Source organism: Sphingomonas sp. S6 (assembly GCF_043498045.1).
In the GTDB taxonomy this organism is placed as follows: Bacteria; Pseudomonadota; Alphaproteobacteria; order Sphingomonadales; family Sphingomonadaceae; genus Sphingomonas.
Window position 1 is genome coordinate 35,050 of the sequence record NZ_JBIEOE010000001.1, and the last position, 21,348, is coordinate 56,397.

Consider the following 21,348-nt stretch of genomic DNA (forward strand, 5'->3'; position numbering starts at 1 on the left):
AGCAAGCGAAAGGGCAGGGCTCAGGCCATCGGGTCCGCCGGCACCGCGACGACGCCAGCGGCGGTCAGCGCGGCCAGGGTCGCGGCGTCGACGCCTGCCAGCCGCTCCAGCACCGCGGCTGTGTGCTCGCCCAGCATCGGTGGCGGCCTATCGTAGGTCACTGGCGTGCCGGACAATTTGATCGGACTGCCGATCGTTTCGAAGTCGGGGTTGCGCGGGTGCGGGATGGTGACGCGCATGTTGCGCGCCGCGACCTGCGGTTCGTCGAGCGCCTGCGCGATGCTATTGATCGCGCCGACCGGCACGCCGCGGGGATGGATGCGCGCGATCCACGCATCGGCGCTGTCGGTCAGGAAATGGGCGGCGAGCCGTTCGACCACTGCGTCCCGATTCGCGACCCGATCGGGGTTGCGCGCGAAGCGCGGATCGCGTGGAAGATCCGGCAGGCCGATCGCATCGCACAGCGCGACGAACTGCGAGTCATTGCCGCAGGCGATCACGAAGTCGCGGTCGGCGGCGTGGAACACCTGATAGGGCACGATATTGGCGTGGGCGTTGCCATACCGGCCGGGCGCCTTGCCCGTTGTCAGGTAATTCTGGCTCTGGTTGCACAGCATCGCAACCTGCACGTCGAGCAGCGCCATATCGATATGCTGGCCGAGGCCCGTCGTCGCACGGTGCAGCAGCGCGGCCTGGATCGCGATGACCGAATACAGGCCGGTCATCAGGTCCGACACCGCGACACCGACCTTCTGCGGGCCGCCGCCGGGCAGATCGTCGCGCTCGCCGGTGATGCTCATCAGTCCGCCGAGGCCCTGGATGATGAAGTCATAGCCCGGCTCGGCGGCACGGGGGCCGGTCTGGCCGAAGCCGGTCACCGAACAATAGATCAGGCCGGGGTGGAGCGCGCGCAGGCTGTCATAATCGAGGCCGTATTTCGCCAGCGATCCCGCCTTGTAATTCTCGATCAACACGTCGCACTGCGGCACCATCGCGCGGATCAGCGCCTGTCCTTGCGGGGAGGCGATATCGATCGCGACCGACTGTTTGCCGCGGTTCGCCGACTGGAAATACGAGGCTTCGCGCGTCGGCATGCCATCCGCGTCCGCCATCCAGGGCGGCCCCCATTCGCGCGTATCGTCGCCCCGTCGGGGGTGTTCGATCTTGATGACCTCCGCGCCGAGATCCGCCAGCGTCTGCGCACACCATGGCCCCGCCAGCACGCGGCTCATGTCGAGCACCCTCAATCCCGTCAGCGCACCCATGTGGCGGTCCTCTCGCGTCCCTCCGCCGGTTCGGTGCCGGCGATGTATCGGGGAAGCGCTAGCGACCGCGCGTCGTGCTGCAAAGGGTTAGAGCGCGCCCACGGGGAGCAGATGCCCCAGCAACGCCGTCGCGGCCATCGCCAGCGCACCGAGCGCCGTGACGCGCACCACCGCGCGAACCTGCGGAGCACCACCGGCCTTGGCGCCGATCGCCCCCAGGATGGCGAGCAGCACGATCGCCACCACCGGCACGACCATCACCGCAAGGTGACGGGGCGCCAGCGCGGCGATCACCACCGGTAGGATCGCGCCAGAGGTGAAGGCGGCGGCGGAAAAGACCGCGGCCTGGACGGGGCGCGATCCGCCGTCGTCGGCAAGCCCCAGTTCGTCACGGCGATGCGCCCCCAACCCGTCATGCGCCATCATCTGTTCGGCCACCGTCTGCGCCAGCGCGGGCGCGACGCCGCGGCCGACGTAGATGGCGGCGAGTTCCCGGGTTTCGGCTTCCGGATTGCGGTGCAGCTCGGCCGCTTCACGTGTCAAATCGGCATGTTCGGTATCGGCCTGCGAGCTGACCGAGACATATTCGCCCGCCGCCATCGACAGTGCGCCGCCGACCAGCGCCGCCGCGCCGGCGAGCAGGATCGTCGCGGCGCTAGCGCCCGGCGCGGCGGCAACGCCGACGACCAGACTCGATACCGAAATGATGCCGTCATTGGCGCCCAGCACCGCCGCGCGCAGCCAGCCGGTGCGGTGGACCAAGTGATGTTCGCTGGGGGCATGCGGCATGTCGGTCATCGGGCAGGCACCTCGGTTAAACGATGACGGTTATACGGACAGCGCCGTCACAGCGTCGAGCCAATCTGTTGAGACATCAGCCGATAGCAGAGGCGGGGGCGGACAAATCTAAATTAAATTTCAGGCAACGGCGCGGCGACTTCCTCGTTTCGGCTTGATGTGGATCAGGCTCGACCTGTGGCACGTCGGGTTCCTCGCATCGCCCGGCTGCGCTCCTGTTTCACCCAATGGCGGATGCTGGAGCGCGTGTTCATGGAAGATTATAAGGATGTTCTTGCCGGCAAATGTCCCTTTGGCGGCGACCGGATCGGGGGCGCGCAGACCAGCAAGCCGACGTTGCAGGACTGGTATCCCAACCGCCTGCGCGTCGAACAGCTGCACCGCAACGGCCCGCGCGCCAATCCACTGGATGCGGACTTCGACTATAAGGCTGCGTTCGAGGCGATCGACCTTCCGGCGCTGAAGGCGGAGATCAAGGCGTTCCTGACCAGCTCGGTCGCGTGGTGGCCCTCGGACTATGGCAATTACGGCCCGCAGATGATCCGCATGGCGTGGCACTCGGCCGGCACCTATCGCATCGCCGACGGGCGCGGCGGCGCGGGCGAGGCGATGCAGCGCTTCGCCCCGATCGACAGCTGGTGGGACAATGGCAACACCGACAAGTCGCGCCGGCTGATCTGGCCGATCAAGCAGAAATACGGCGCCGCGCTGTCCTGGGCGGACCTGATGGTGCTGACCGGCAATTGCGCGCTGGAGATCATGGGTTTCCCCACCTACGGCTTCGCCGGCGGCCGGCATGACGCGTGGGAAGCGGACGACGCGACCTATTGGGGGCCCGAGGTCGTCGACATGACGACGGTCAAGTCGTTCGACGAGATGGTCAATCGCGACAAGCGCTGGCGCGGGCAGAACGGCGATGCCGATTACGACCTGGAACAGCCGCTCGCCGCGACGCACCAGTCGCTGATCTACGTGAATCCCGAAGGCCCTTACGCCAGCGGCGACCCGATGGCGTCGGCGCGCGACATCCGCATCGCCTTCACCCGCATGGCGATGAACGATGAGGAGACGGTAGCGCTGATCGCGGGCGGCCATGCCTTCGGCAAGAGCCACGGCATGGTGAAGGCCGACCGCATCGGCGCGCCGCCCGAAATGGCGCCGATCGAGCAGATGGGCCTCGGCTGGCACAATCCCGAAGGTACCGGCGTCGGCGAGTTCACGATGACCAACGGCATCGAGGGCAGCTGGACGCCCGACCCGACGCAATGGGACAACAGCTACCTCGAAAACCTGTTCAAGTTCGAATGGGAACAGACGCGTAGCCCGGCGGGCGCGCTGCAATGGACTCCGGTCGATAAGAGCGCGCCGCACACCCCCGACGCGCATATCGCGGGCAAGACGCACCCGTTGATGATGATGACCAGCGACATCGCGCTGAAGGTCGACCCCGTCTATCGCCCGATTTGCGAGCGCTTCCTGACCGATTTCGCCTATTTCACCGAGCAATTCTCCAAGGCCTGGTACAAGCTGACCCATCGCGACATGGGGCCAAAGGAGCGTTACCTGGGCGAAGAGCGGACGATCGAGGACGATCTGCTGTGGCAGGATCCGATCCCGCCGGTCGACCATCCCCTGGTCGATGCCGCCGACATCGCCGCGCTAAAGCAGGCGATCCTGGCGGCGGGACATTCGGTGTCGGACCTGGCCTTCACCGCCTTTTCCGCGGCGTCGACCTTCCGGCACAGCGACAAGCGCGGCGGCGCCAACGGCGCGCGTATCGCGCTCGCGCCGCAGAAGGATTGGGCGATCAACGCGCGCACCCGTCCGGTGATCGACAGCCTGAAACGCGTCGCGACGGACTTCGCCGACGGTGCCTCGGGCGGCAAGGCGGTCTCGCTCGCCGACCTGATCGTGCTCGCCGGCTGCGTCGCGGTCGAGCAGGCGGCGACGGCAGCCGGCGCGGCTGTCGAGGTTCCGTTCACCCCCGGTCGGATGGACACAACGGACGCGCTGACCGACGCCGACAGCTTCGAATGGCTGCGTCCGGTGGTCGATGGCTTCCGAAACTATGTCGATCCGAACTTCGACGCGGTGAACGTCGCCGACCTGTCGCCCGAACAGCTATTCCTAGACCGGGCAGACCTGCTTGCGCTGTCCGCGCCCGAATGGGTGGTGCTGACCGGCGGCCTGCGCGCGCTGGGCGCCAATTGGGACGGATCGTCCGACGGCATCTTCACCGATCGCGTCGGCGTGCTGACCAACGATTTCTTCACCGTGCTGACCAGCATGGACTATGAATGGAAGAAGGCGGACGAGCAGGGAGCGCGCTTCAGCTTGGTCACCCGCGACGGCGGCGATGCCCGGTTCGAAGCGACGCGCTGCGACCTAATCTTCGGCGCCAATTCGCAATTGCGCGCGATCGCCGAAGTCTATGCGGCGGCCGATGGCCAGGCACGCTTCGTCCGCGATTTCGTGGCGGTGTGGGACAAGGTGATGATGCTCGATCGGTACGACGTGCATCAATAACGTGGCCGGTGATCGGGGGTGGGCTGCCTGCCCCCGATAATCGCCTCAAAACAGAGGATAATCCAATCCATTACGGGTGCTTTACGCTGACGTCATCTTAACCCTTTAGGGCCCACATGCGCACGGACAGATGACCCACCGAGCGCCCGACAATCGATGCTGACGAACCTCTTCCGTGAACGCCTCCGTTCGCGCGCCGTACGCGGCCTGACCGGCGGGGATGAGGCGACGGCCTCGGCGCTCGATCGCCACGTCGAAGCTGCGCAGCAGGGCTTTGCCGCCCCCATCGCGGCCCTGTCACTGATCTACGACGATATTCAGGCGATCCATACGGCCCGCGGCGTCGACGTCGGCTGTCTGCCGCGACGCGACGGATTTTGTACCCTGACGCTGGACGTCTCGGACGTGCTGGAATGCTGCGACGCCGCCGCCGATCCGCGCTTCGCCAATTTACCCCCGGTGATCGGGGCACCGTTCATCCGTTACTATATCGGCACGCCGCTTCGCCTGATCGGCGGTATCGAGATCGGCGCGCTCTGCGTCGCTGACGTCAAGCCGCGTCCGCCCGCATCGGCGGATCAGAAGGCCTATCTCGTCGGCCTGGCTCGACAGGTCTCGCTGGTGATGGAAGGGCGCCGCGGCGCACGGGGGGTGAGGGCCGCATGACCGACGTCGCCTTATGCTTCGCGCAGCACGACCTGCGCCTCGTCCTGCTGGCGGTGCTCGTCTGCCTGGTCGGCGCGGCGGCCAGCGTGCAGCTTTTCCACTGTATCCGTTCGGCGGACGGCTACAGCCGGGCGGGCTGGGTGATGCTGGCTGCGGTCGCGACCGGCACGATGGTCTGGGCGACCCATTTCGTCGCAATGATGGCCTATCGCGCGTCGGTGCCGGTGGTGCTCGATCCGATGCAGACGCTCAGTTCGTTGCTCGTCGCGATCGGCATGGCGGCGCCGGGGCTGGCGCTGGCTGCTTCGGCCCGGCGTGGCGCGGGAATAATGGGCGGCGGCGTCATCGGCGGGGCGATCGCGCTGATGCACTATCTCGGCATGTCGGCCTATCATGTCGACGGCATCGTCACCTGGACCTGGCCGGTGGTCGCACTGTCGGTGCTGCTGTCGGTCGGGCTGAGCGCCGCCGCCTTCGCACGCGCGCGGCAAGCCGGGCGTGCGGGTGCGCTGCGGACGATGAGCCTGCTCGCGCTGGGCGTTGTGGCGCTGCATTTCAGCGGGATGGCGGCGATGCATATCACCGTCATCCGTTTGGGCGACGGTCTGTCGCTACCGACCATGAACGCGCTGGCGGTGGCGACCGCGGTCGCATCGCTCATCATCGTGGGGTGCGCCGCGATCAGCGCGTTGATCGACGGGCATACGAAGGGTGAATCCTACCGCCGGCTGCGTCGCATGGCGCTGTACGACGGGCTCACCGACCTGCCCAACCGCATGAGCTTCAACGAGGAGCTGGACCGGCGGTTCAACCGCAAGGGCGGGCATCTGTGCATGGCCGTCGTCATGATGGACCTGTCGCGGTTCAAGGTGGTGAACGACACCTATGGCCATTTGGCGGGTGATCAGCTGTTGATGGCACTGGCGGCGCGGATGACCGCGACGCTGGGGCCGAACGAATGTATCAGCCGTCTGGGCGGCGACGAATTTGCGGCGGTGATCTCCTACGATCTGGCCGAGGAGCTGACCGACTTTCTCGATCGGCTGCGCGCGATCTTTGACGCGCCCTTCGTCTTCGACCGTTTCACCGCCTCGATCGGCACGAACATCGGCGTGGCGCTCGCGGTCCGCGACGGATGGGATGCCGACGCGCTGCTGGCGAAGGCGGATCTCGCCATGTACCGCGCCAAGTCGATCCATTCCAGCGAACCGTGTTTCTACGATGCGCAGATGGACGATGCGGTGCGCGCCCGGCGTGAGCTGGTCGTCGATATGCGGCGTGCGCTCGACAAGGGCGCATTCGAGCTGCACTTCCAGGTGCAGGCGTCGACCGAGACGGGCGAGATCAAGGGATATGAGGCGCTGGTGCGCTGGAACCATCCCCTGCGCGGCATGGTCCCGCCGGCAGAGTTTATCCCACTGGCGGAGGAAAGCGGCGAGGTGGTGCCGTTGAGCATCTGGATCCTGCGCCAGGCGTGTTTCGAAGCGGCGCTGTGGCCCAATCGGTATCCGGTGTCCGTCAACCTCTCGCCCAAGCACCTGTCCGACCCGCGTCTGGTGATGACGGTGCGGTCTGCACTGGAAGACAGCGGTCTGTCGCCGACGCGGCTGGTGCTGGAGCTCACCGAAAGCGCGATCATCCACGATCGCCGGTTCGCGCTCGAACAGCTGCATGCGTTGAAGGCGATGGGCGTGTCGATCGTCCTCGACGATTTCGGCGTGGGCTATTCGTCGATCGACGTGCTGCGATCCTTCCCGTTCGACTGCATCAAGCTGGATGCGTCCTTCGTCGCCGAACTGGAATATGACGATCAGGCAATTTCGATCCTGCGATCGGTGACGGCGCTCGGCGGCCTGTTGCGGATGCCGGTGCTGGCCGAGGGGATCGAGCGGCCGGCGCAGCTCGCCATCGTGGCGCGCGAAGGCTGCGCCAGCGTGCAGGGGTTCCTGGTCGGCCGGCCGTCGCGCACTTTGGCGGATCCGCAGGAGGTGCGGCGGACGATGGCGATCGGTGCCACCCCGGTTGTCGTCGACTTCCGGCAGCAGGCGGCGACCCCCAACGCGGCATAAGGAGGACGGTTGACAGGTCCGGCACGGTTCAACATTGGGACGTTACAACATCACTGGAATGTATTTTGCTTCTTCGATCCCGCGTTGCCGCCTGCCTGTCGCCGCTGATTGCCTGCCTGCCGATCACGCCCGCCGCCGCGCAGGATACGGATGACGTCGCCGTCGGCAGCGGCGATATCGTCGTGCTCGGCACACGCCGGGCGCGCGGCGACGGAACGCTGTCGTCGGACATCGCGACCCGCACGCTCTCGCAGTCGAGCCGATCGATCGAGCGCGACCTGCTCACCGCCGCCGGGGCCTATCGCCTGTCGGACGCGCTCGAACTGGTCAGCGGCGTCAGCAACCAGAACAACCGCGGCGGCGTCATGGACAATTTCGCGATCCGCGGCTTCCTGGGCACGCCGGATGGCGGCGGGGAATATTACGTCGATGGCTTCCTCGCCAATCGCGGCATGGGGCCACCCCGCGATCCCGCGACCACCGAACGGATCGAATTGCGGAAGGGGCCGGCAGGCGCGCTGTTTGGCGACATCGATCCGGCCGGGCGCGTCAACATCGTCAGCAAGACGCCGGATTTCGTCCCGGCGGCGAATGCGGTGTTCACGCTGGGATCGTTCGGAACGCGCCGGGTGGAGCTGGACGCGACCGGCCCCGTCTCGCGGACGCTGGCCGCGCGGATCGTCGTCGCGGCGGAAACGTCGGACGGCTGGCGCAACTTCGTCGGGCTGGATCGGCAGGTGGTGATGCCGTCGCTGACCTGGCGGCCCAGCGAGCGGCTGCGCGTCACCTATATCGGCGAGATCACGCGCTTCGACACGCTGTTCGATCGCGGGATTCCGGCGCTCGACGGGAATGCGAACGCCGTGCCGCGCGATGCCTATTACGGCGAGCCGAACGACGGCAAGACCCGCTTCCGCAACCAGCGTCACCAGCTGACGGCGCTGGCCGACCTGGGCGGCGACTGGACGGTGACCGGGGGCGTCGCCTGGCGGACGGGAACGTTGAAAGGCTTCTCCTCCGATCAGTCGCGGCTGGTCGGCGGGCGAACGCTGTGGCGGCAGCGGCGATCGCGCGATTTCAAGGTGGACGATCTGTCCGCGCGGATCGAACTCGCCGGACATATCGGCGCGCATCGGCCCAGCATCGGGCTGAAGGGCTATACGCTGGACTATGCCGAACGCTGGATGCGGCGCAATCCGGGCGATCCGGCGCGTGGCGGCAATCCCTATGCGATCGACGTCTTCACGCCCGTTTACGGCCAGACGCCGCCGACGCTGCTGCCCTTCACGAACAATCGTGAAAAGCGCTGGTCGGGCACGGTGTATGTGCAGGACATGTGGGATGTGACCGACCGGCTGACGCTGTCGGGCGGTGCGCGGTTCGACGCCTATCGCCAGCGTATCCAAAACAACAACACGGGGCAGGTGGGGCGTACGGTGGGCTCGCCGATGCATTACCGGCTCGGCGCGCGCTACCAGGCCACCGATGCGATCGCGGTGCATGCCAGCTGGGGCGAAAGCTTCGTGCTCAACTCGGGCACGGGTCGCGACGGCAACGGCTTCGCGCCCGAAAGTGGCGTGGGATATGAGCTCGGCGTGGCCGGGCGTCGGGCGAATGTCGATATCGCCGCGACCTGGTTCGACATCCGCAAGCGCGGCATCCTCGCCAACGACCCCGTCGATCCCGCTTTCAACGCGCCGGTCGGTAGCCTGCGCAGCCGCGGGATCGAATGGGACGCATCGGTACGGATTGCACCACACTGGCAGATCGTCGGCAATTACGCCTGGACCCGCGCACGGGTGGACGACGGCGCCTTCCCGACCGATCGCGCGCTCAACGTGCCCGATCACAGCGGTACGGTCTTTGCGCTGGGGCGGTTCACCGACGATGACGGGCGTGGATTCTCGGTGAGTGCCGGGGCGAGCTACGTAGGGGACCGTGCCGGGTCGATCGAGCGCGACTATGTGGTGCTGCCTGCCTATCTGAAGGCAAAGGCTGCCATCGAATATGCTGTATCGCCGCAGCTGACGCTGCGGGCCGAGGCGGACAATATATTCGACGCCCGCTACGCGCAGAGCTCGTACAGCCGGGTGTGGATCTATCCGGGGCAGCCGCGCAACGTCCGGCTATCGCTGCGGGTCAGCGGCTGACGTCGGCTCAGAATGCCGGGTCTTCGCCGGGCAGGGTGGAGACGTGGATGCCGCATTCCACCTTGTCCCAACCGCGCCAGCGGCCGGCGCGCGGGTCTTCGCCGGGGCGGACCTTGCTGGTGCAGGGCGCGCAGCCGATCGACAGATAGCCCTGCGCCTCCAGCGGGTGGCGGGGCAGATCGTGCTCGGCGAAATAGGCGTCGAGCTGATCCTTCGACCAGTCGGCGAGCGGATTGATCTTCAGGCGCCCGTCGTCCTCCTCGAAGCGGGGGAGCGCGGTACGGGTCCCCGCCTGGAAGCCTTTGCGACCCGAAATCCACGCGTCGAACGGTCCGAGCGCGCGGCGGAGGGGTTCGACCTTGCGGATTTCGCAGCAGCCGTCGGGGTCGTAGGACCAGCGCATGCCGGTCGCGTCGCGTAAGGCGAGCAACCGCGGATCGGGGCGGAAGACACGCAGGTCGGTGAGGCCCAGCCGTTCAGACAATTCGTCGCGATAGGCGAGGGTCTCGCCGAACATCTTCTGCGTGTTGGTGAAGATGACCGGCACGTCCTTGTCGATCTGCGCCACCATGTGGAGCAGGACCGCGGATTCGGCGCCATAGGACGACACGGAGGCGATGCGGCCCGCCAGTTCGCCGGTCAGGAGTTCGCGCAGCATCTCGGGCGCGGGCATGCCGGCGAAGCGGATCTGCATTGCGGCTGCGTCCGCGGCGGTAAAGGCGGGCGCGACATCGATCGTGTCGAGCTGACGTGCTGCCTCAGCCATGGCGCAGCTTCCACACCGGGGCGACGGCGTCCGCCGCGGCCTGATAGCGATAGTCGTAGCGGTCGAGCGCTCGGGTCAGCGCCTTGCCGTCGATCGGGGCTTCGGGCGCGAAGCTGTCGAAGCCGCAGCGGCGCATCAGGGGCAGCTGATCGACCAGCACGTCACCGGCCGCCCGCAGTTCGCCGCTATACCCAGCCTCACGTAATACGCGTGCGGCGCTGTAGCCGCGGCCATCGCGGAAGGTGGGGAAGCTGACCTCGACGAGCGCGAGTTGCCCCAGCTGCGGGATCAGCGCGCGGGCGTCCTCACCCGCTTCCAGCCGAACCGCAGTGGCATTGGTCTGGCCCAGGAAGGCGTCGAGCGTGACGGCGGGTTCGTCGTGCGGCTCGTCGTCGCGGAAGCGCAGCAGCGTGTCGGCATCAGCCATAGATCGCCTCCTTGAACGGTTCGAAGCCGACGCGGCGATAGGTGTCGAGGAAGCGTTCGCCTTCGTCACGCAGCGCGATGTAGCGGTCGGTAACGCGCTCGATCGCGTCGACCACGCCGTCCTCCGAAAAGCCGGGGCCGGTGATCTTGGCGAGGCTCACGTCCTCCGCCCCCGATCCACCGAGCGAGAGCTGGTAGTTTTCGGTGCCCTTCTTGTCGACGCCGAGGATGCCGATGTGGCCGGCATGATGGTGGCCGCAGGCGTTGATGCAGCCGCTGATCTTGAGCTTCAATTCGCCAAGGTCGCGCTGGCGTTCGCGGTCGGCGAAGCGGTTTGCGATCTTCTGCGCCAGCGGGATGGAGCGCGCATTGGCGAGGCTGCAATAATCAAGGCCCGGGCAGGCGATGATATCGGTGATGAGATCGAGGTTCGGCTCGGCGAGGCCAGCGTCGCGCAGCGCGGCCCAAAGGTCACAAAGGTCACGCCCGTGCACATGCGGCAACACGATGTTTTGCGCGTGCGTCACGCGTAACTCATTGAAAGACAGGCGTTCTGCCAGATCGGCCAGCAGATCGATCTGATCGGCCGTCGCATCGCCGGGAATGCCGCCGGCGGGCTTCAGGCTGACGTTGACGATGTGGTAGCCGGGTTGCTTGTGCGCAACCACGTTCTGGTCGAGCCAGACGGCGAAATCGGGATCGCCGCGGTCGATATGCGCCGCCGGCCCGGTGTCGAACGCAGGAGGCGCGAACATCGCGGTGATGCGGTCGAGTTCGGCGCGCGGCGGGTCGATGCCCAGCTGTTTGACGAGGGCAAATTCCTCCTCGACCTGACGGCGGTATTCGTCCGCGCCGATCTCGTGGAGCAGAATCTTGATCCGCGCTTTGTAGATGTTGTCGCGGCGACCGTAGCGATTGTAGACACGCAGGCAGGCCTCGAGATAGCTCATCAGATCGTCGGCGGTGATGAAGTCGCGGATCAGGTGGCTGACCATCGGCGTCCGGCCCATGCCGCCGCCGACGTAGATCGCGGCGCCCAATTCCCCGTTCTGCTCCAGCAGCTGGATGCCGATGTCATGCAGGCGCATCGCCGCACGGTCCTCAGCCGCGGCGATGACCGCGATCTTGAACTTGCGCGGCAGATAGCTGAATTCGGGGTGGAACGTGCTCCACTGGCGGATCAGCTCGGCCCAGGGGCGCGGGTCGGTCACCTCGTCCGCGGCGGCGCCCGCATATTGGTCAGCGCTGATGTTGCGGATGCAATTGCCGCTGGTCTGGATGGCGTGCATCTGCACCGTGGCCAATTTCGCCAGGATATCAGGCGTATCGGCGAGCTTGATCCAGTTGAACTGAAGGTTCTGACGCGTGGTGAAATGGCCGTAGCCGCGGTCGTAATCGCGGGCGATCGACCCCAGCATGCGCATCTGACGCGCGTCGAGTGTGCCATAGGGAATGGCGACGCGCAGCATGTAGGCGTGGAGCTGAAGGTAGAGACCGTTCATCAGCCGCAGCGGCTTGAACTGGTCTTCGGTCAACTGACCCGACAGGCGGCGCTCGACTTGGTCGCGAAATTCGTCGACGCGGGCATCGACGATCGCCTGATCGTATTGGTCGTATTTATACATGGATGGCTTTCCGGCCTTCGGAGTTTTGGTTCGCGCGGAGACGCGGAGACGCGGAGAAGAAGAGGGGGGCAGCGCCACCAACCCTCGTCATCCTGGCGAAGGCCAGGATCCATGGTTGCGTCGTAGTCAGGGGTTGCGCGATGCCCTGGACGAGATCGTGTCCGCGGATCCCGGCGTTCGCCGGGATGACGAAGGGTAGGGTGGGGCCGCTCATCATATCACCCAGCTCCCGGCCTCGGGGTCCGCCGGCTTGAGCGTCAGGTCCGGCCGCACGGTCGGTCCAAGCGCACGGATGCGATCCTTGATATGCGCGGGGCGGGGGCCTTCGGGCGTGGCGATCGCGTCAATCAGATAGGGGACGTTGACGCGGCGGGCGCCTTCCTCGGCCCGCAGAATGCCTTCGCCCTCATGGCCGACGTCGACCGCATCCTCGACGTGGCGCGACCAGCCGATGCCGGTCCACCACACGACGTCGCCGGTGGGAAGGTCGTTGCCGGTCAGGAGCCTCATGCGCTCATTCCTTCGGCGACCCGCGCCCAGCGTGCAAGCTTGTCCTCGGCGTCCGAGAGTTCGACCACTTCGCCGACGACAATGATCGCCGGGCTTTGCACGCGCTCACGCTCGACCATCGGGCCGAGGTCGGCGAGCAGGGTGCGGAGCGCGCGGCTGCCGACGAGCGTGCCGCGCTCGAGCACCGCGACAGGCATGTCGGGCGCCACGCCGTCCGCCATCAGTTTATCGGCGATGTCGTTCGCCGTCGCGACGCCCATGTAGATCACTAGCGTCCGGCCCTGACCGGCGAGGCCGGACCAGTCCTGATCCGCCAGCCCCTTGCACTGGCCCGCGACGAAGCTGACCGCGCTGCTATGATCGCGGTGGGTGAGCGGCAGCATCGCCTCCGCCGCGCAGCCGAGCGCCGCCGAGACGCCGGGAATCACCTCGACGGGCAGGCCGGCAGCGCGCACCGCTTCGACTTCCTCGCCGCCGCGTCCGAAGATGAACGGGTCGCCGCCCTTCAGCCGCACGACGATCGCGCCGGTCTTCACATGCGCGACGATCAACGCGTTGATCGCCTCCTGCGGCAGCGTGTGGCGGGCGCGCCGCTTGGCGACGGAGATACGCTGCGCGGAAGGTGGCGCCAGATCGAGCACGCGCGGGTCGATCAGCCCGTCATGGACGAGGATATCCGCGGTCCGCAACGCCTCTACCGCGTGAACGGTGAGCAGACCGGGGTCACCCGGTCCGGCGCCGACGAGGATGACGCGCCCACGGGCGCCCGGATCGAGAAGCGTAGCCATGATCGCCGACATGGCTGCTGCGCCCTCGTGCGGCAACGCAGCGATGCTTGTGACCACGGTAGGGAAGCTTGTGGCTGATTTACATCAATCTCATTTCGGGTGTGTGGTTCACGTCGCGTTAGTGTTTGTGACCTAACCCTTATGTATGACAAGCATCGCTCCCGTCGGGTGTCAGGGCTGCCGCTCTCCAGCCCATGTCTTCGACATAGCGATGGCGTTCCAGCCCATCGTCGATACGGTCACCGGCCTGCCCTTCGCCTATGAGGCGCTTGTGCGCGGGGGGAACGGCGAGGGTGCGGCCGAGGTGCTGGCCCGCGTGACGCCCGACAATCGCTACGCCTTCGATCAGCAATGCCGGGTTGCGGCGATCGAGGGGGCGGTGGCGGCAGGTATCCTCGACACGGGTGCCAGATTGTCGATCAATTTTCTGCCGAATGCGGTCTATTCGCCGCTGGCCTGCATCCAATTGACGCTGAAAACCGCGCGGGCGACGGGGCTGCCGACCGATCGGTTGATCTTCGAATTCACCGAGAATGAGGAGATGGCGGACACCGCCCATGTCCAGACGATCGTCGAATCGTACCGCGCCATGGGGTTCGGCACCGCGATCGACGATTTCGGAGCGGGGCATGCCGGGCTGGGGCTGCTCGCCCGATTCCAGACTGATTACATCAAGCTCGACATGGAGCTGATCCGCGACATCGACGTCAGCCTGCCACGACGGATGATCGTCGAGGGCGTGGTGCGGATCGCCGCGTCGCTCGACATCACGGTGATCGCCGAGGGGATCGAGACGGTCGCCGAATATGAGACGTTGCGCGGCCTCGGCGTGCGCTACATCCAGGGCTATCTGCTGGCGCGACCGGGGTTCCGGACGCTGCCGGTGGCGGTCTTGCCGGAGGCCCCGGTGGCGGCGGTGGCCTGAGGAGCGACGATCGCCCCTCTCGGCCTCAGGCGTCTCGCAACCCGATCCCGATATTCGCCCGCGCGCTTTCGGCTTCGTTGCTGACGACCGGATAGGCGCAGTAATCGGCGGCGTAATAGGCGCTGGGGCGGTGGTTGCCACTCCAGCCGATGCCACCGAACGGGGCCGCGGAAGACGCGCCGTTGGTCGGGCGGTTCCAATTGACGATGCCGGCGCGAATACCCGCCCAGAAGCGGTCGTACAGCGACGGTGTGTGGCTGACGAGGCTTGCCGACAGACCGTAGCGCGTGTCGTTCGCGATGCCGATCGCCTCATCGAAATCGCCAGCGCGATAGACCTGCAGGATCGGGCCGAACAGCTCGATATCGGGCCGCTCGGTCGCGTGGGTCATGTCGATGATCGCGGGGCTGAGGAACGGTTTGTCGTCGATCGGCCGTTCCATGTGCCGGATCGGCCGGCCGCCGCGCATCGACAGCGCGAGGAAGCTTTCGGTCAGCATGTCGGCGGTATGGTTGTCGATCACCGGCCCCATGAACGGCTGCGGATCGTCATGCGGCGCGCCGACGATCAACCGCCCGGCGAGCGCATTCACCTGCTCGAGCAGCGGATCGTATAGCCGGTCCTCGACGATCAGGCGGCGCGCGGCGGTGCAGCGCTGGCCGGCGGACGTGAAGGCGGACTGGATCACCAGGACGGCGGCCGAATGCAGATCGGGCGTGTCCCAGACGATGATCGGGTTGTTGCCGCCCATCTCCAGTGCCAGGATCTTTTCGGGTTTGCTCGCAAAGGCGCGGTTGAGCGCGAGGCCCGTGCGCGCCGATCCGGTGAACAGCAAGCCATCGATATCGGCATGCTCGGCGAGCGCCTTGCCCTCCGCCGGACCGCCGAGCAGCAAGCGGACGCATGCCTCGGGCACGCCGGCGGCGCGGTAGCAGTCGATCAGGAAGGCGCCAGTCGCGGGCGTCTTTTCGGAGGGCTTGAACACCACCGCATTGCCGGCGAGCAGCGCGGGCACGATGTGCCCGTTGGGCAGGTGCGCCGGGAAGTTATAGGGTCCGAGCACCGCCAGCACCCCGTGCGGCTTGTGGCGCAGCGCCATGCGGCTGCCCATCGGTGCATCGAGCCGGCGCTGCGCGGTGCGCTCGGCGTAAGCGGTGACGGAAATGTCGACCTTGGCGATGACCGTGTCGATCTCGGTCCGCGCTTCCCACAGCGGCTTGCCGGTTTCGCGGGCGAGCAGGTCGGCGAATTGTTCGTGACGCTGGCGCACGACGTTGCCGAAGCGGCGCATCGTCTCGATCCGCACGGTCAGCGGCAGCGCGGCCCAGGCGGCCCAACCGCCGCGCGCGGCCTCCACCTCGGCATCGGCATTGCCGATCGGGCCGCGCCAGAGCTCTGCCCCGGTCGCGGGTTCGTGGGAGATGATCTCGTCAACCATGCGTGTGCGCTTCGGCCCTCCTGCGGGCGGGGTTAGGCGAATGGCGGCGGGGCGGCAAGGTGGCGCTCAGGCGAGGGCGTCGCCCATGGCGCGGATCGCAGCGACCTTGGCGTGGACGTGGGACCAGTCGTCGGCGTCCGCGATGGGGGACCAGATCGCCTCGACCTCGTCGATGAGCATGCTGCACGGGCTGCCCTGCCAAAAGGCGTGGTCACGCGGCTTGCGCGGTGCGTAGGGGGCGAGGGCGGCGCGCAGATCATCCCACTCGCTGCCGTAGCTGTCCGGCAAAGCGCCGCCGAACACGTCGAAGAACAAGCGATCGATTGCCACCTCGGTCGCGCGCATCGTGCGTTCGAGGATGCGAACGAGCGCGCGGTCCTCGTCGCCGCCGCGCGGGGTGACGCCGATCCGCCAGAGCAGCGCATCGGCGATCTCGCGCTGATAGTGCGTCGGGAATGTCTCGAGCGCGGCGATCAGCGGGTCGCTCTCGGCGATCAGGCGTAGCGAGGCGGCGAGCTGCATGACGTCCCAGTGGATCGCCTCGGGCTGGCGACCGAAGGCGTAAAGGCCGGCGTGATCGAAATAGGCCGCGGTGAAGGCGGGGTCCCACGTCGGGGCGAACCGCCACGGGCCGTAATCGAAGCTTTCGCCCGTCACGTTGATATTGTCGCTGTTGAGGACGCCGTGGACGAAGCCTGCCGCCATATAGCGTGCGGCGAGACGCGCGGTGCGCTCGACGACATGGGTGAGCAGCCGGATCGGATCGTCCGACTCCTCGCCGTACAGGTTGTGCAGCACATAGCGGACAAGCGCGCGCATGCCCGCCTCGTCGCGTTCGTAGGCGAGGCGCTGGAAGGTACCGATGCGGATATGGCTGTGGCTGAGGCGCACCAGCACCGCCGACCGCGTGGGGGAGGGCTCGTCGCCGCGAACCAGCTCTTCGCCCGTCTCGATCAGCGACAGCGTGCGGCTGGTGGGGACGTTGAGCGCCTCCAGCATTTCGGTCGCGAGGATCTCGCGCACGCCGCCCTTCAGCGTCAGCCGGCCGTCGCCGAAGCGGCTGTAGGGCGTCTGGCCCGAGCCCTTGGTGCCGAGGTCCATCAGCCGGCCGGCATCGTCATACATCTGCGCAAAGGTGAAACCGCGGCCATCGCCGATGTCGGGGTTGTACTGGCGGAATTGATGGCCGTGATAGCGCAGCGCGAGCGGTTGCGGCAGCGTGCCGGGCAGTGGTTGGAAGCGGCCAAATGCCTGAATCCATTCGCTATCATCCAGCGTTGCCAGCCCGACCTCTGCAGCGGCGCGATCGTTGCGGAAGCGCAGCCGGGTCTCCGGGAAATCGGCGGCCTCCACCGGGGTCGCTATCGTGTCGCCGAGATCGAGCAATGCGGTGGCGGGGCGGTATGCTTGCGGGGTGGTGGGCATGTGTGGATATGGAGGGCGCTGCCCCCCGGCCGCAACCCCGAGGATTTCCGCATGGCTGCGTACGAAGACGGTTACTGGATGTCGGCCGACGGGCTGAAGCTGCACTATCGCCTGTATCCGGGCGATGAGAGCCTGCTGCCCGTGCTGTGCTTTCCCGGCCTGACCCGCAACGCGCGCGATTACGATGCGCTCGCCGCAAGGCTTGCCGGACGGCGGCAGGTGATCGCGGTCGAGTTTCGGGGACGCGGGCGTAGCGACTATGCCAAGGACCCGATGACCTATGTGCCGGCGACCTATGTCGCGGACGTCCAGGCGCTGCTGGCCGAGCGGGGGATCGGGCGGTTCGTCGCCATCGGCACGTCGCTGGGCGGCATCGTGACGATGCTGCTCGCGCAGGCCGGTGCACCGATCGCCGCGGCGCTGCTCAACGACGTCGGGCCTGAGATCGAGGCGGCGGGGTTGAGCCGGATCCGCGGCTATGTGGGCAAGGGCAGCAGCTGCCCGACGTGGATGCATGCGGCACGCACGCTCGCCGAGGGCAATAGCGACGTCTATCCCGATTGGGAGATCGAGGATTGGCTGGCGATGGCCAAGCGGCTGTACCGCCTGACCAGCAGCGGCCGCATCGTGCTGGATTACGATCTGAAGATCGCCGAGCCCTTCCGTACGCCGGGTAACGAGGCCGGGGCGGATATGTGGGCGGCGCTGTCGGCGCTGCGGGACACGCCGACGCTGATCGTCCGCGGTGGCCGATCCGACGTGCTGTCGCAGCCGGTCGCGGAGCGGATGCTGGCGGCGCTCGACCAGGCGGAGCTGGTGACGCTGCCCGGTGTCGGTCACGCCCCGACGCTCGCCGAAGAGCCGCTGCGCGATGCCATCGACCGGCTGCTGGATCAGGCGCGCGCGTGAGCGAAGCGGGAATGCCGGCGGCCGTTCCGCCGGCCAACGAACCAAGCAATGAACCGGCCAATGAACCGGACGGTGCGCCGCGCATCGCGACGCTGGATATCCTGCGCGGCATCGCGATCCTCGCCATCCTGTTCATGAACATCAGCGAGATGGGCGCGTCGATGACCGCCAATTGGTCGGACCTGCACCATCTCGGCTGGAGCGCGAGCGACCAGATCGTCTGGTGGCTGCGCACGATCCTGATCGAGGGTACGCCGCGCGCGATGCTCCAGATGCTGTTCGGCGCGGGCATGCTGATCCTGACCGACCGGATCGACGCGCGATCAAGCGATCCGCTCAGCGTTCCGTTGCGCTATGGCTGGCGCAATCTGGTGCTGTGGGCGTTCGGCATGGCGCACATGCTGTTGCTGCTGTGGCCGGGCGACATCCTGCACAGCTATGCGGTGGCGGCGATGGTCGCGTGCCTGTTCCGTGGGCTGCCGCCGCGGGCGCTGCTGGTGCTGGGCCTGTCCTATGCCACGTTCACGATGGCGCTGGGGGTGAGCACCGTCTCGCACCGGCTCGCCGATCCCACCGCCGCCTCTGCGAGCACGGCCCGTACCGCGGCGGCGGACGACGCGGCGGTCGCGCGCGAAGACGCGTTCGGCCACGGCACGATGGCGCAATGGACCGCCGGCCAGCGCGCGGTGTCGATGGACCGGCTGCGCAACGAGGAAGTGGTGATCGTCTGGGAAGCCGCGGCGACGATGCTCATCGGCGCGGCGCTGTTCCGCTGGGGCGTGTTGCAGGGGGCCTGGTCGCGGCGGTGGTATTGGTGGCTGCTCGCCGCGGGATACGGCATCGCCGTACCGCTGCGTCTGTACGGCGGGTGGGAGGCGACGCGCCCGGAAGGCGGGATGGATATCGCCTGGCTGTGGGAGGATGCCGCGCGGCTGGCGATGACGATGGGGCATCTCGCCGCGGTGATGCTGGCGGTGCAGGGCGCGCGGGGGCGGCGGCTGTTGCAGCCGTTCGTCGCGGCCGGACGGACGGCGCTGACGCTCTATGTCGCGCAGACGCTGATCGTTTCGTGGTTGATCTTCTCGCCGATCGGGCTGGGGCTGTACGGTCGGCTCGACTGGACGGCGATGATGGCGGTGGCGCTTGGCGTTAACGCGCTGCTGCTGTGGGGCGCGAACGTCTATGTCCGTCACTTCCGCCTCGCGCCGGTGGAGTGGGCGTGGCGGTCGATCGTCGAACTGCGGATGCTGCCGCTGCGCTGATCGCGATTCGCCGGGGCAAAGTGGTTTCGTCGGCGAGGCGGACGGGGTACAGCCCGGCGCGATGCACCAGCCGGTCCATATTCTCCACCTGCATTCCAGCTTCAGCCTGGGCGGCAAGGAAGCGCGCGCCGTGCGTCTGATGAACGCCTTCGGCGACGCGGCGCGGCACACGATCGTCAGCGGCATGCCCGACCAGCTCGGCGCGCGCGCGCAGATCGCCAAGGGCATCCGCTACGAAATCGCGCAGGACCCACCGCCGTTGACCGGGCGGCCATCGGTTGCGCGCTACGAGGCGCTGGCGCGCTACATGCGGCGCTTCGATCTGGTGCTGACCTATAATTGGGGCGCGATCGACGGGGTGATGGCGCGTCGCGTCTTCCCCAAGGGCACGCCGCCGCTGGTCCACCACGAAGACGGGTTCAACGCCGACGAAGCGGGCGGGCTGAAGATCGAACGCAACGTCTATCGCCGCATGGCGCTGGGCGCGGCGCATGCGCTGGTCGTCCCGTCAGAGGTGTTGGAGGGCATTGCGCGCACGACGTGGAAGCAGCCGGCCGGCCGCGTGCACCGCATCGCCAACGGCATCGATACGGCACGCTACACGCAAAAGCCCGAATTGCGCGCGATCCCCGGCTTCCTGCGCGATCCGCGTGACGTGGTGATCGGCAGCCTGGCGGGGCTGCGCGAGGTGAAGAACCTGCCGCTGCTGGTGCGGGCATGCGGTGGCCTGAGCGGCCGGTTCAAGCTGGTGATCGTCGGCGAAGGGCCCGAACGCGGTGCGATCCTTGCCGCGGCCAAGGCGATGGGGATTGCCGAGCGGCTGGTGCTGCCGGGCTTCCTCGACCGGCCGTATCGCTTCGTCGGGCATTTCGACATCATGGCGTTGTCGTCGAAGAGCGAGCAGCTGCCGATCAGCGTCGTCGAGGGGATGGCAGCGGGGCTGCCGATCGTCAGCACCCCGGTGGGGGACGTGCCGCGCATGGTCGCGGCGGAGAATGCGCCCTTCGTGACCGGTGGCGACGAGGTGCTGCTGCGCGATGCGTTGCAGGCCCTCGTATCGGATGCGGCATTGCGCCGGGCGGTCGGCGCGGCCAATCAGGCGAAGGCGCGCGCCGATTACGACGCGGATACGATGATCGCGCGCTACCGCACGCTGTACGCTGAAGCGATGGGGCGGCCCGGCGCACTGGGTTAGACGTCGATCAACGTGCCCCAAAACGTCACCCCAGCCTGCGCTGGGATGACGGCAGGTCTGGCGCGGATCGATGAGATCAGACGCCAGACGGTCAAATCTCCGTCAGATCCACCGCGTTGCGCGTCACGAAGGCGAGCGTGGCGGGATCGGCCTCGCCATGGGCGAGCAGGGCGAGATCGCTCGCGCCCTGGAGCAGCCCGTCCTCGACCTCCGGTTCCTGGGCTTCGGCCGCCTCGACCGTGCCGGCGAGAATGTCGCGCGCCATATCCTTGCCATAGGCGCTGGCGAAGGCGGCGAGCGCCGTGGCGAAGCATTCGCGGTCGGTGACCGGGGCGGCCGGGCGGTGCTGAAGCGAGGCGCAGGCGGCACCCAGCACGTAGCCGCGGGACCAGGCCGATCCGGTGGCGCCGCCATGCGGCACCGCGCCGGCCGCATAGCCCAGGGCGGCGAACTGGCCCGACAGCAAGGCGTCGAGCGGACCACTGGGCAGCGGCATGGGGGCAGGCTTGCGGGAACGGGGCGTGCGCTTGGGCGCGATCAGAGTGTCGAGAACCCCCATGGGTCGATGATCCCTCGGCAGAAGAAGACGTGTCGTGTCGCGCCTC

At 67.4% G+C, this 21,348-nt stretch carries 18 protein-coding genes; 8 read left to right on the forward strand and 10 right to left on the reverse strand.

What is annotated here, in order from left to right:
* Positions 1-20: 20 nt before the first annotated feature.
* On the reverse strand, positions 21-1,265 hold the full coding sequence (locus tag ACGVWT_RS00185; RefSeq protein ID WP_315462278.1) for a CaiB/BaiF CoA-transferase family protein: 1,245 nt from the start codon (positions 1,263-1,265) through the stop codon (positions 21-23).
* Between the two features lie 87 nt (positions 1,266-1,352).
* Positions 1,353-2,063, reverse strand: a complete 711-nt coding sequence (locus ACGVWT_RS00190) for a VIT1/CCC1 transporter family protein (protein WP_394425021.1) — start codon at positions 2,061-2,063, stop codon at positions 1,353-1,355.
* A gap of 234 nt (positions 2,064-2,297) precedes the next feature.
* Between ACGVWT_RS00190 and katG the strand changes: the two genes are divergently transcribed.
* From katG to ACGVWT_RS00210, 4 genes are all read left to right on the forward strand, one after another.
* Positions 2,298-4,589: a catalase/peroxidase HPI gene (gene katG / locus ACGVWT_RS00195; RefSeq protein ID WP_315462306.1), complete on the forward strand. Its 2,292-nt coding sequence runs from the start codon at positions 2,298-2,300 to the stop codon at positions 4,587-4,589.
* A gap of 156 nt (positions 4,590-4,745) precedes the next feature.
* On the forward strand, positions 4,746-5,255 hold the full coding sequence (locus ACGVWT_RS00200; protein ID WP_315462276.1) for a GAF domain-containing protein: 510 nt from the start codon (positions 4,746-4,748) through the stop codon (positions 5,253-5,255).
* Complete coding sequence (locus ACGVWT_RS00205) at positions 5,252-7,324, forward strand: bifunctional diguanylate cyclase/phosphodiesterase (protein ID WP_315462275.1); 2,073 nt, start codon at positions 5,252-5,254, stop codon at positions 7,322-7,324. Before ACGVWT_RS00200 ends, ACGVWT_RS00205 begins: the two co-directional genes overlap by 4 nt.
* A gap of 65 nt (positions 7,325-7,389) precedes the next feature.
* Positions 7,390-9,474 (forward strand): TonB-dependent siderophore receptor, encoded by a 2,085-nt coding sequence (locus ACGVWT_RS00210; protein WP_394425024.1) that lies wholly within the window; start codon positions 7,390-7,392, stop codon positions 9,472-9,474.
* A 7-nt stretch (positions 9,475-9,481) separates the two neighbouring features.
* On the opposite strand, the gene ACGVWT_RS00215 is transcribed toward ACGVWT_RS00210, so the two are convergent.
* From ACGVWT_RS00215 to cobA, 5 genes are all read right to left on the reverse strand, one after another.
* On the reverse strand, positions 9,482-10,240 hold the full coding sequence (locus ACGVWT_RS00215) for a phosphoadenylyl-sulfate reductase (protein WP_315462273.1): 759 nt from the start codon (positions 10,238-10,240) through the stop codon (positions 9,482-9,484).
* The gene (locus ACGVWT_RS00220) at positions 10,233-10,667 is read right to left on the reverse strand and encodes a DUF934 domain-containing protein (protein WP_315462272.1); all 435 of its coding nucleotides are present in this window, start codon (positions 10,665-10,667) and stop codon (positions 10,233-10,235) included. The genes ACGVWT_RS00215 and ACGVWT_RS00220 overlap by 8 nt, the downstream gene beginning before the upstream one ends.
* Positions 10,660-12,291, reverse strand: coding sequence for a nitrite/sulfite reductase (locus tag ACGVWT_RS00225; RefSeq protein ID WP_315462271.1), 1,632 nt, complete (start codon positions 12,289-12,291; stop codon positions 10,660-10,662). Before ACGVWT_RS00225 ends, ACGVWT_RS00220 begins: the two co-directional genes overlap by 8 nt.
* Before the next feature lie 213 nt (positions 12,292-12,504).
* Positions 12,505-12,801 (reverse strand): DUF2849 domain-containing protein, encoded by a 297-nt coding sequence (locus tag ACGVWT_RS00230; protein ID WP_315462270.1) that lies wholly within the window; start codon positions 12,799-12,801, stop codon positions 12,505-12,507.
* Positions 12,798-13,589 carry a uroporphyrinogen-III C-methyltransferase gene (gene cobA, locus ACGVWT_RS00235; protein WP_315462269.1) on the reverse strand — a complete coding sequence of 264 codons (792 nt, stop codon included), beginning with the start codon at positions 13,587-13,589 and terminating at the stop codon, positions 12,798-12,800. The genes ACGVWT_RS00230 and cobA overlap by 4 nt, the downstream gene beginning before the upstream one ends.
* A 211-nt stretch (positions 13,590-13,800) precedes the next feature.
* Between cobA and ACGVWT_RS00240 the strand changes: the two genes are divergently transcribed.
* Entirely contained in the window at positions 13,801-14,514 is a 714-nt protein-coding gene (locus ACGVWT_RS00240) for an EAL domain-containing protein (protein ID WP_315462268.1), read from the forward strand.
* 25 nt (positions 14,515-14,539) lie between these two features.
* On the opposite strand, the gene astD is transcribed toward ACGVWT_RS00240, so the two are convergent.
* Entirely contained in the window at positions 14,540-15,952 is a 1,413-nt protein-coding gene (astD, locus tag ACGVWT_RS00245) for a succinylglutamate-semialdehyde dehydrogenase (RefSeq protein WP_017979267.1), read from the reverse strand.
* Between the two features lie 66 nt (positions 15,953-16,018).
* The gene (locus ACGVWT_RS00250; RefSeq protein ID WP_315462267.1) at positions 16,019-17,377 is read right to left on the reverse strand and encodes a protein adenylyltransferase SelO family protein; all 1,359 of its coding nucleotides are present in this window, start codon (positions 17,375-17,377) and stop codon (positions 16,019-16,021) included.
* Positions 17,378-17,428: 51 nt separating this feature from the next.
* On the opposite strand from ACGVWT_RS00250, the gene ACGVWT_RS00255 reads away from it, so the two are divergent.
* The 3 genes from ACGVWT_RS00255 to ACGVWT_RS00265 all read left to right on the forward strand — a co-directional run bounded on the left by ACGVWT_RS00255 (position 17,429) and on the right by ACGVWT_RS00265 (position 20,743).
* Entirely contained in the window at positions 17,429-18,286 is an 858-nt protein-coding gene (locus ACGVWT_RS00255; protein ID WP_315462266.1) for an alpha/beta fold hydrolase, read from the forward strand.
* Positions 18,283-19,548, forward strand: a complete 1,266-nt coding sequence (locus ACGVWT_RS00260; RefSeq protein WP_315462265.1) for a DUF418 domain-containing protein — start codon at positions 18,283-18,285, stop codon at positions 19,546-19,548. The genes ACGVWT_RS00255 and ACGVWT_RS00260 overlap by 4 nt, the downstream gene beginning before the upstream one ends.
* Positions 19,549-19,609: 61 nt before the next feature.
* Positions 19,610-20,743, forward strand: a complete 1,134-nt coding sequence (locus ACGVWT_RS00265) for a glycosyltransferase (RefSeq protein ID WP_315462264.1) — start codon at positions 19,610-19,612, stop codon at positions 20,741-20,743.
* A gap of 91 nt (positions 20,744-20,834) precedes the next feature.
* Here ACGVWT_RS00265 and ACGVWT_RS00270 read toward each other — a convergent pair whose 3' ends face one another.
* A complete protein-coding gene (locus ACGVWT_RS00270; RefSeq protein WP_286165186.1) occupies positions 20,835-21,302 on the reverse strand; it encodes a hypothetical protein in 468 nt (155 codons plus the stop codon).
* Positions 21,303-21,348 lie beyond the last annotated feature (46 nt).

Coding starts and splice junctions, on each gene's coding strand:
- ACGVWT_RS00215 (WP_315462273.1), bottom strand. CDS start 10,240: ATGGCTGAGGCAGCACGTCAGCTCGACACGATCGATGTCGCGCCCGCC.
- ACGVWT_RS00250 (WP_315462267.1), bottom strand. CDS start 17,377: ATGCCCACCACCCCGCAAGCATACCGCCCCGCCACCGCATTGCTCGAT.
- ACGVWT_RS00265 (WP_315462264.1), top strand. CDS start 19,610: ATGCACCAGCCGGTCCATATTCTCCACCTGCATTCCAGCTTCAGCCTG.
- ACGVWT_RS00200 (WP_315462276.1), top strand. CDS start 4,746: ATGCTGACGAACCTCTTCCGTGAACGCCTCCGTTCGCGCGCCGTACGC.
- cobA (WP_315462269.1), bottom strand. CDS start 13,589: ATGGCTACGCTTCTCGATCCGGGCGCCCGTGGGCGCGTCATCCTCGTC.
- ACGVWT_RS00240 (WP_315462268.1), top strand. CDS start 13,801: ATGGCGTTCCAGCCCATCGTCGATACGGTCACCGGCCTGCCCTTCGCC.
- ACGVWT_RS00230 (WP_315462270.1), bottom strand. CDS start 12,801: ATGAGGCTCCTGACCGGCAACGACCTTCCCACCGGCGACGTCGTGTGG.
- astD (WP_017979267.1), bottom strand. CDS start 15,952: ATGGTTGACGAGATCATCTCCCACGAACCCGCGACCGGGGCAGAGCTC.
- ACGVWT_RS00205 (WP_315462275.1), top strand. CDS start 5,252: ATGACCGACGTCGCCTTATGCTTCGCGCAGCACGACCTGCGCCTCGTC.
- ACGVWT_RS00190 (WP_394425021.1), bottom strand. CDS start 2,063: ATGACCGACATGCCGCATGCCCCCAGCGAACATCACTTGGTCCACCGC.
- ACGVWT_RS00185 (WP_315462278.1), bottom strand. CDS start 1,265: ATGGGTGCGCTGACGGGATTGAGGGTGCTCGACATGAGCCGCGTGCTG.
- ACGVWT_RS00220 (WP_315462272.1), bottom strand. CDS start 10,667: ATGGCTGATGCCGACACGCTGCTGCGCTTCCGCGACGACGAGCCGCAC.
- katG (WP_315462306.1), top strand. CDS start 2,298: ATGCTGGAGCGCGTGTTCATGGAAGATTATAAGGATGTTCTTGCCGGC.
- ACGVWT_RS00255 (WP_315462266.1), top strand. CDS start 17,429: ATGGCTGCGTACGAAGACGGTTACTGGATGTCGGCCGACGGGCTGAAG.
- ACGVWT_RS00225 (WP_315462271.1), bottom strand. CDS start 12,291: ATGTATAAATACGACCAATACGATCAGGCGATCGTCGATGCCCGCGTC.
- ACGVWT_RS00270 (WP_286165186.1), bottom strand. CDS start 21,302: ATGGGGGTTCTCGACACTCTGATCGCGCCCAAGCGCACGCCCCGTTCC.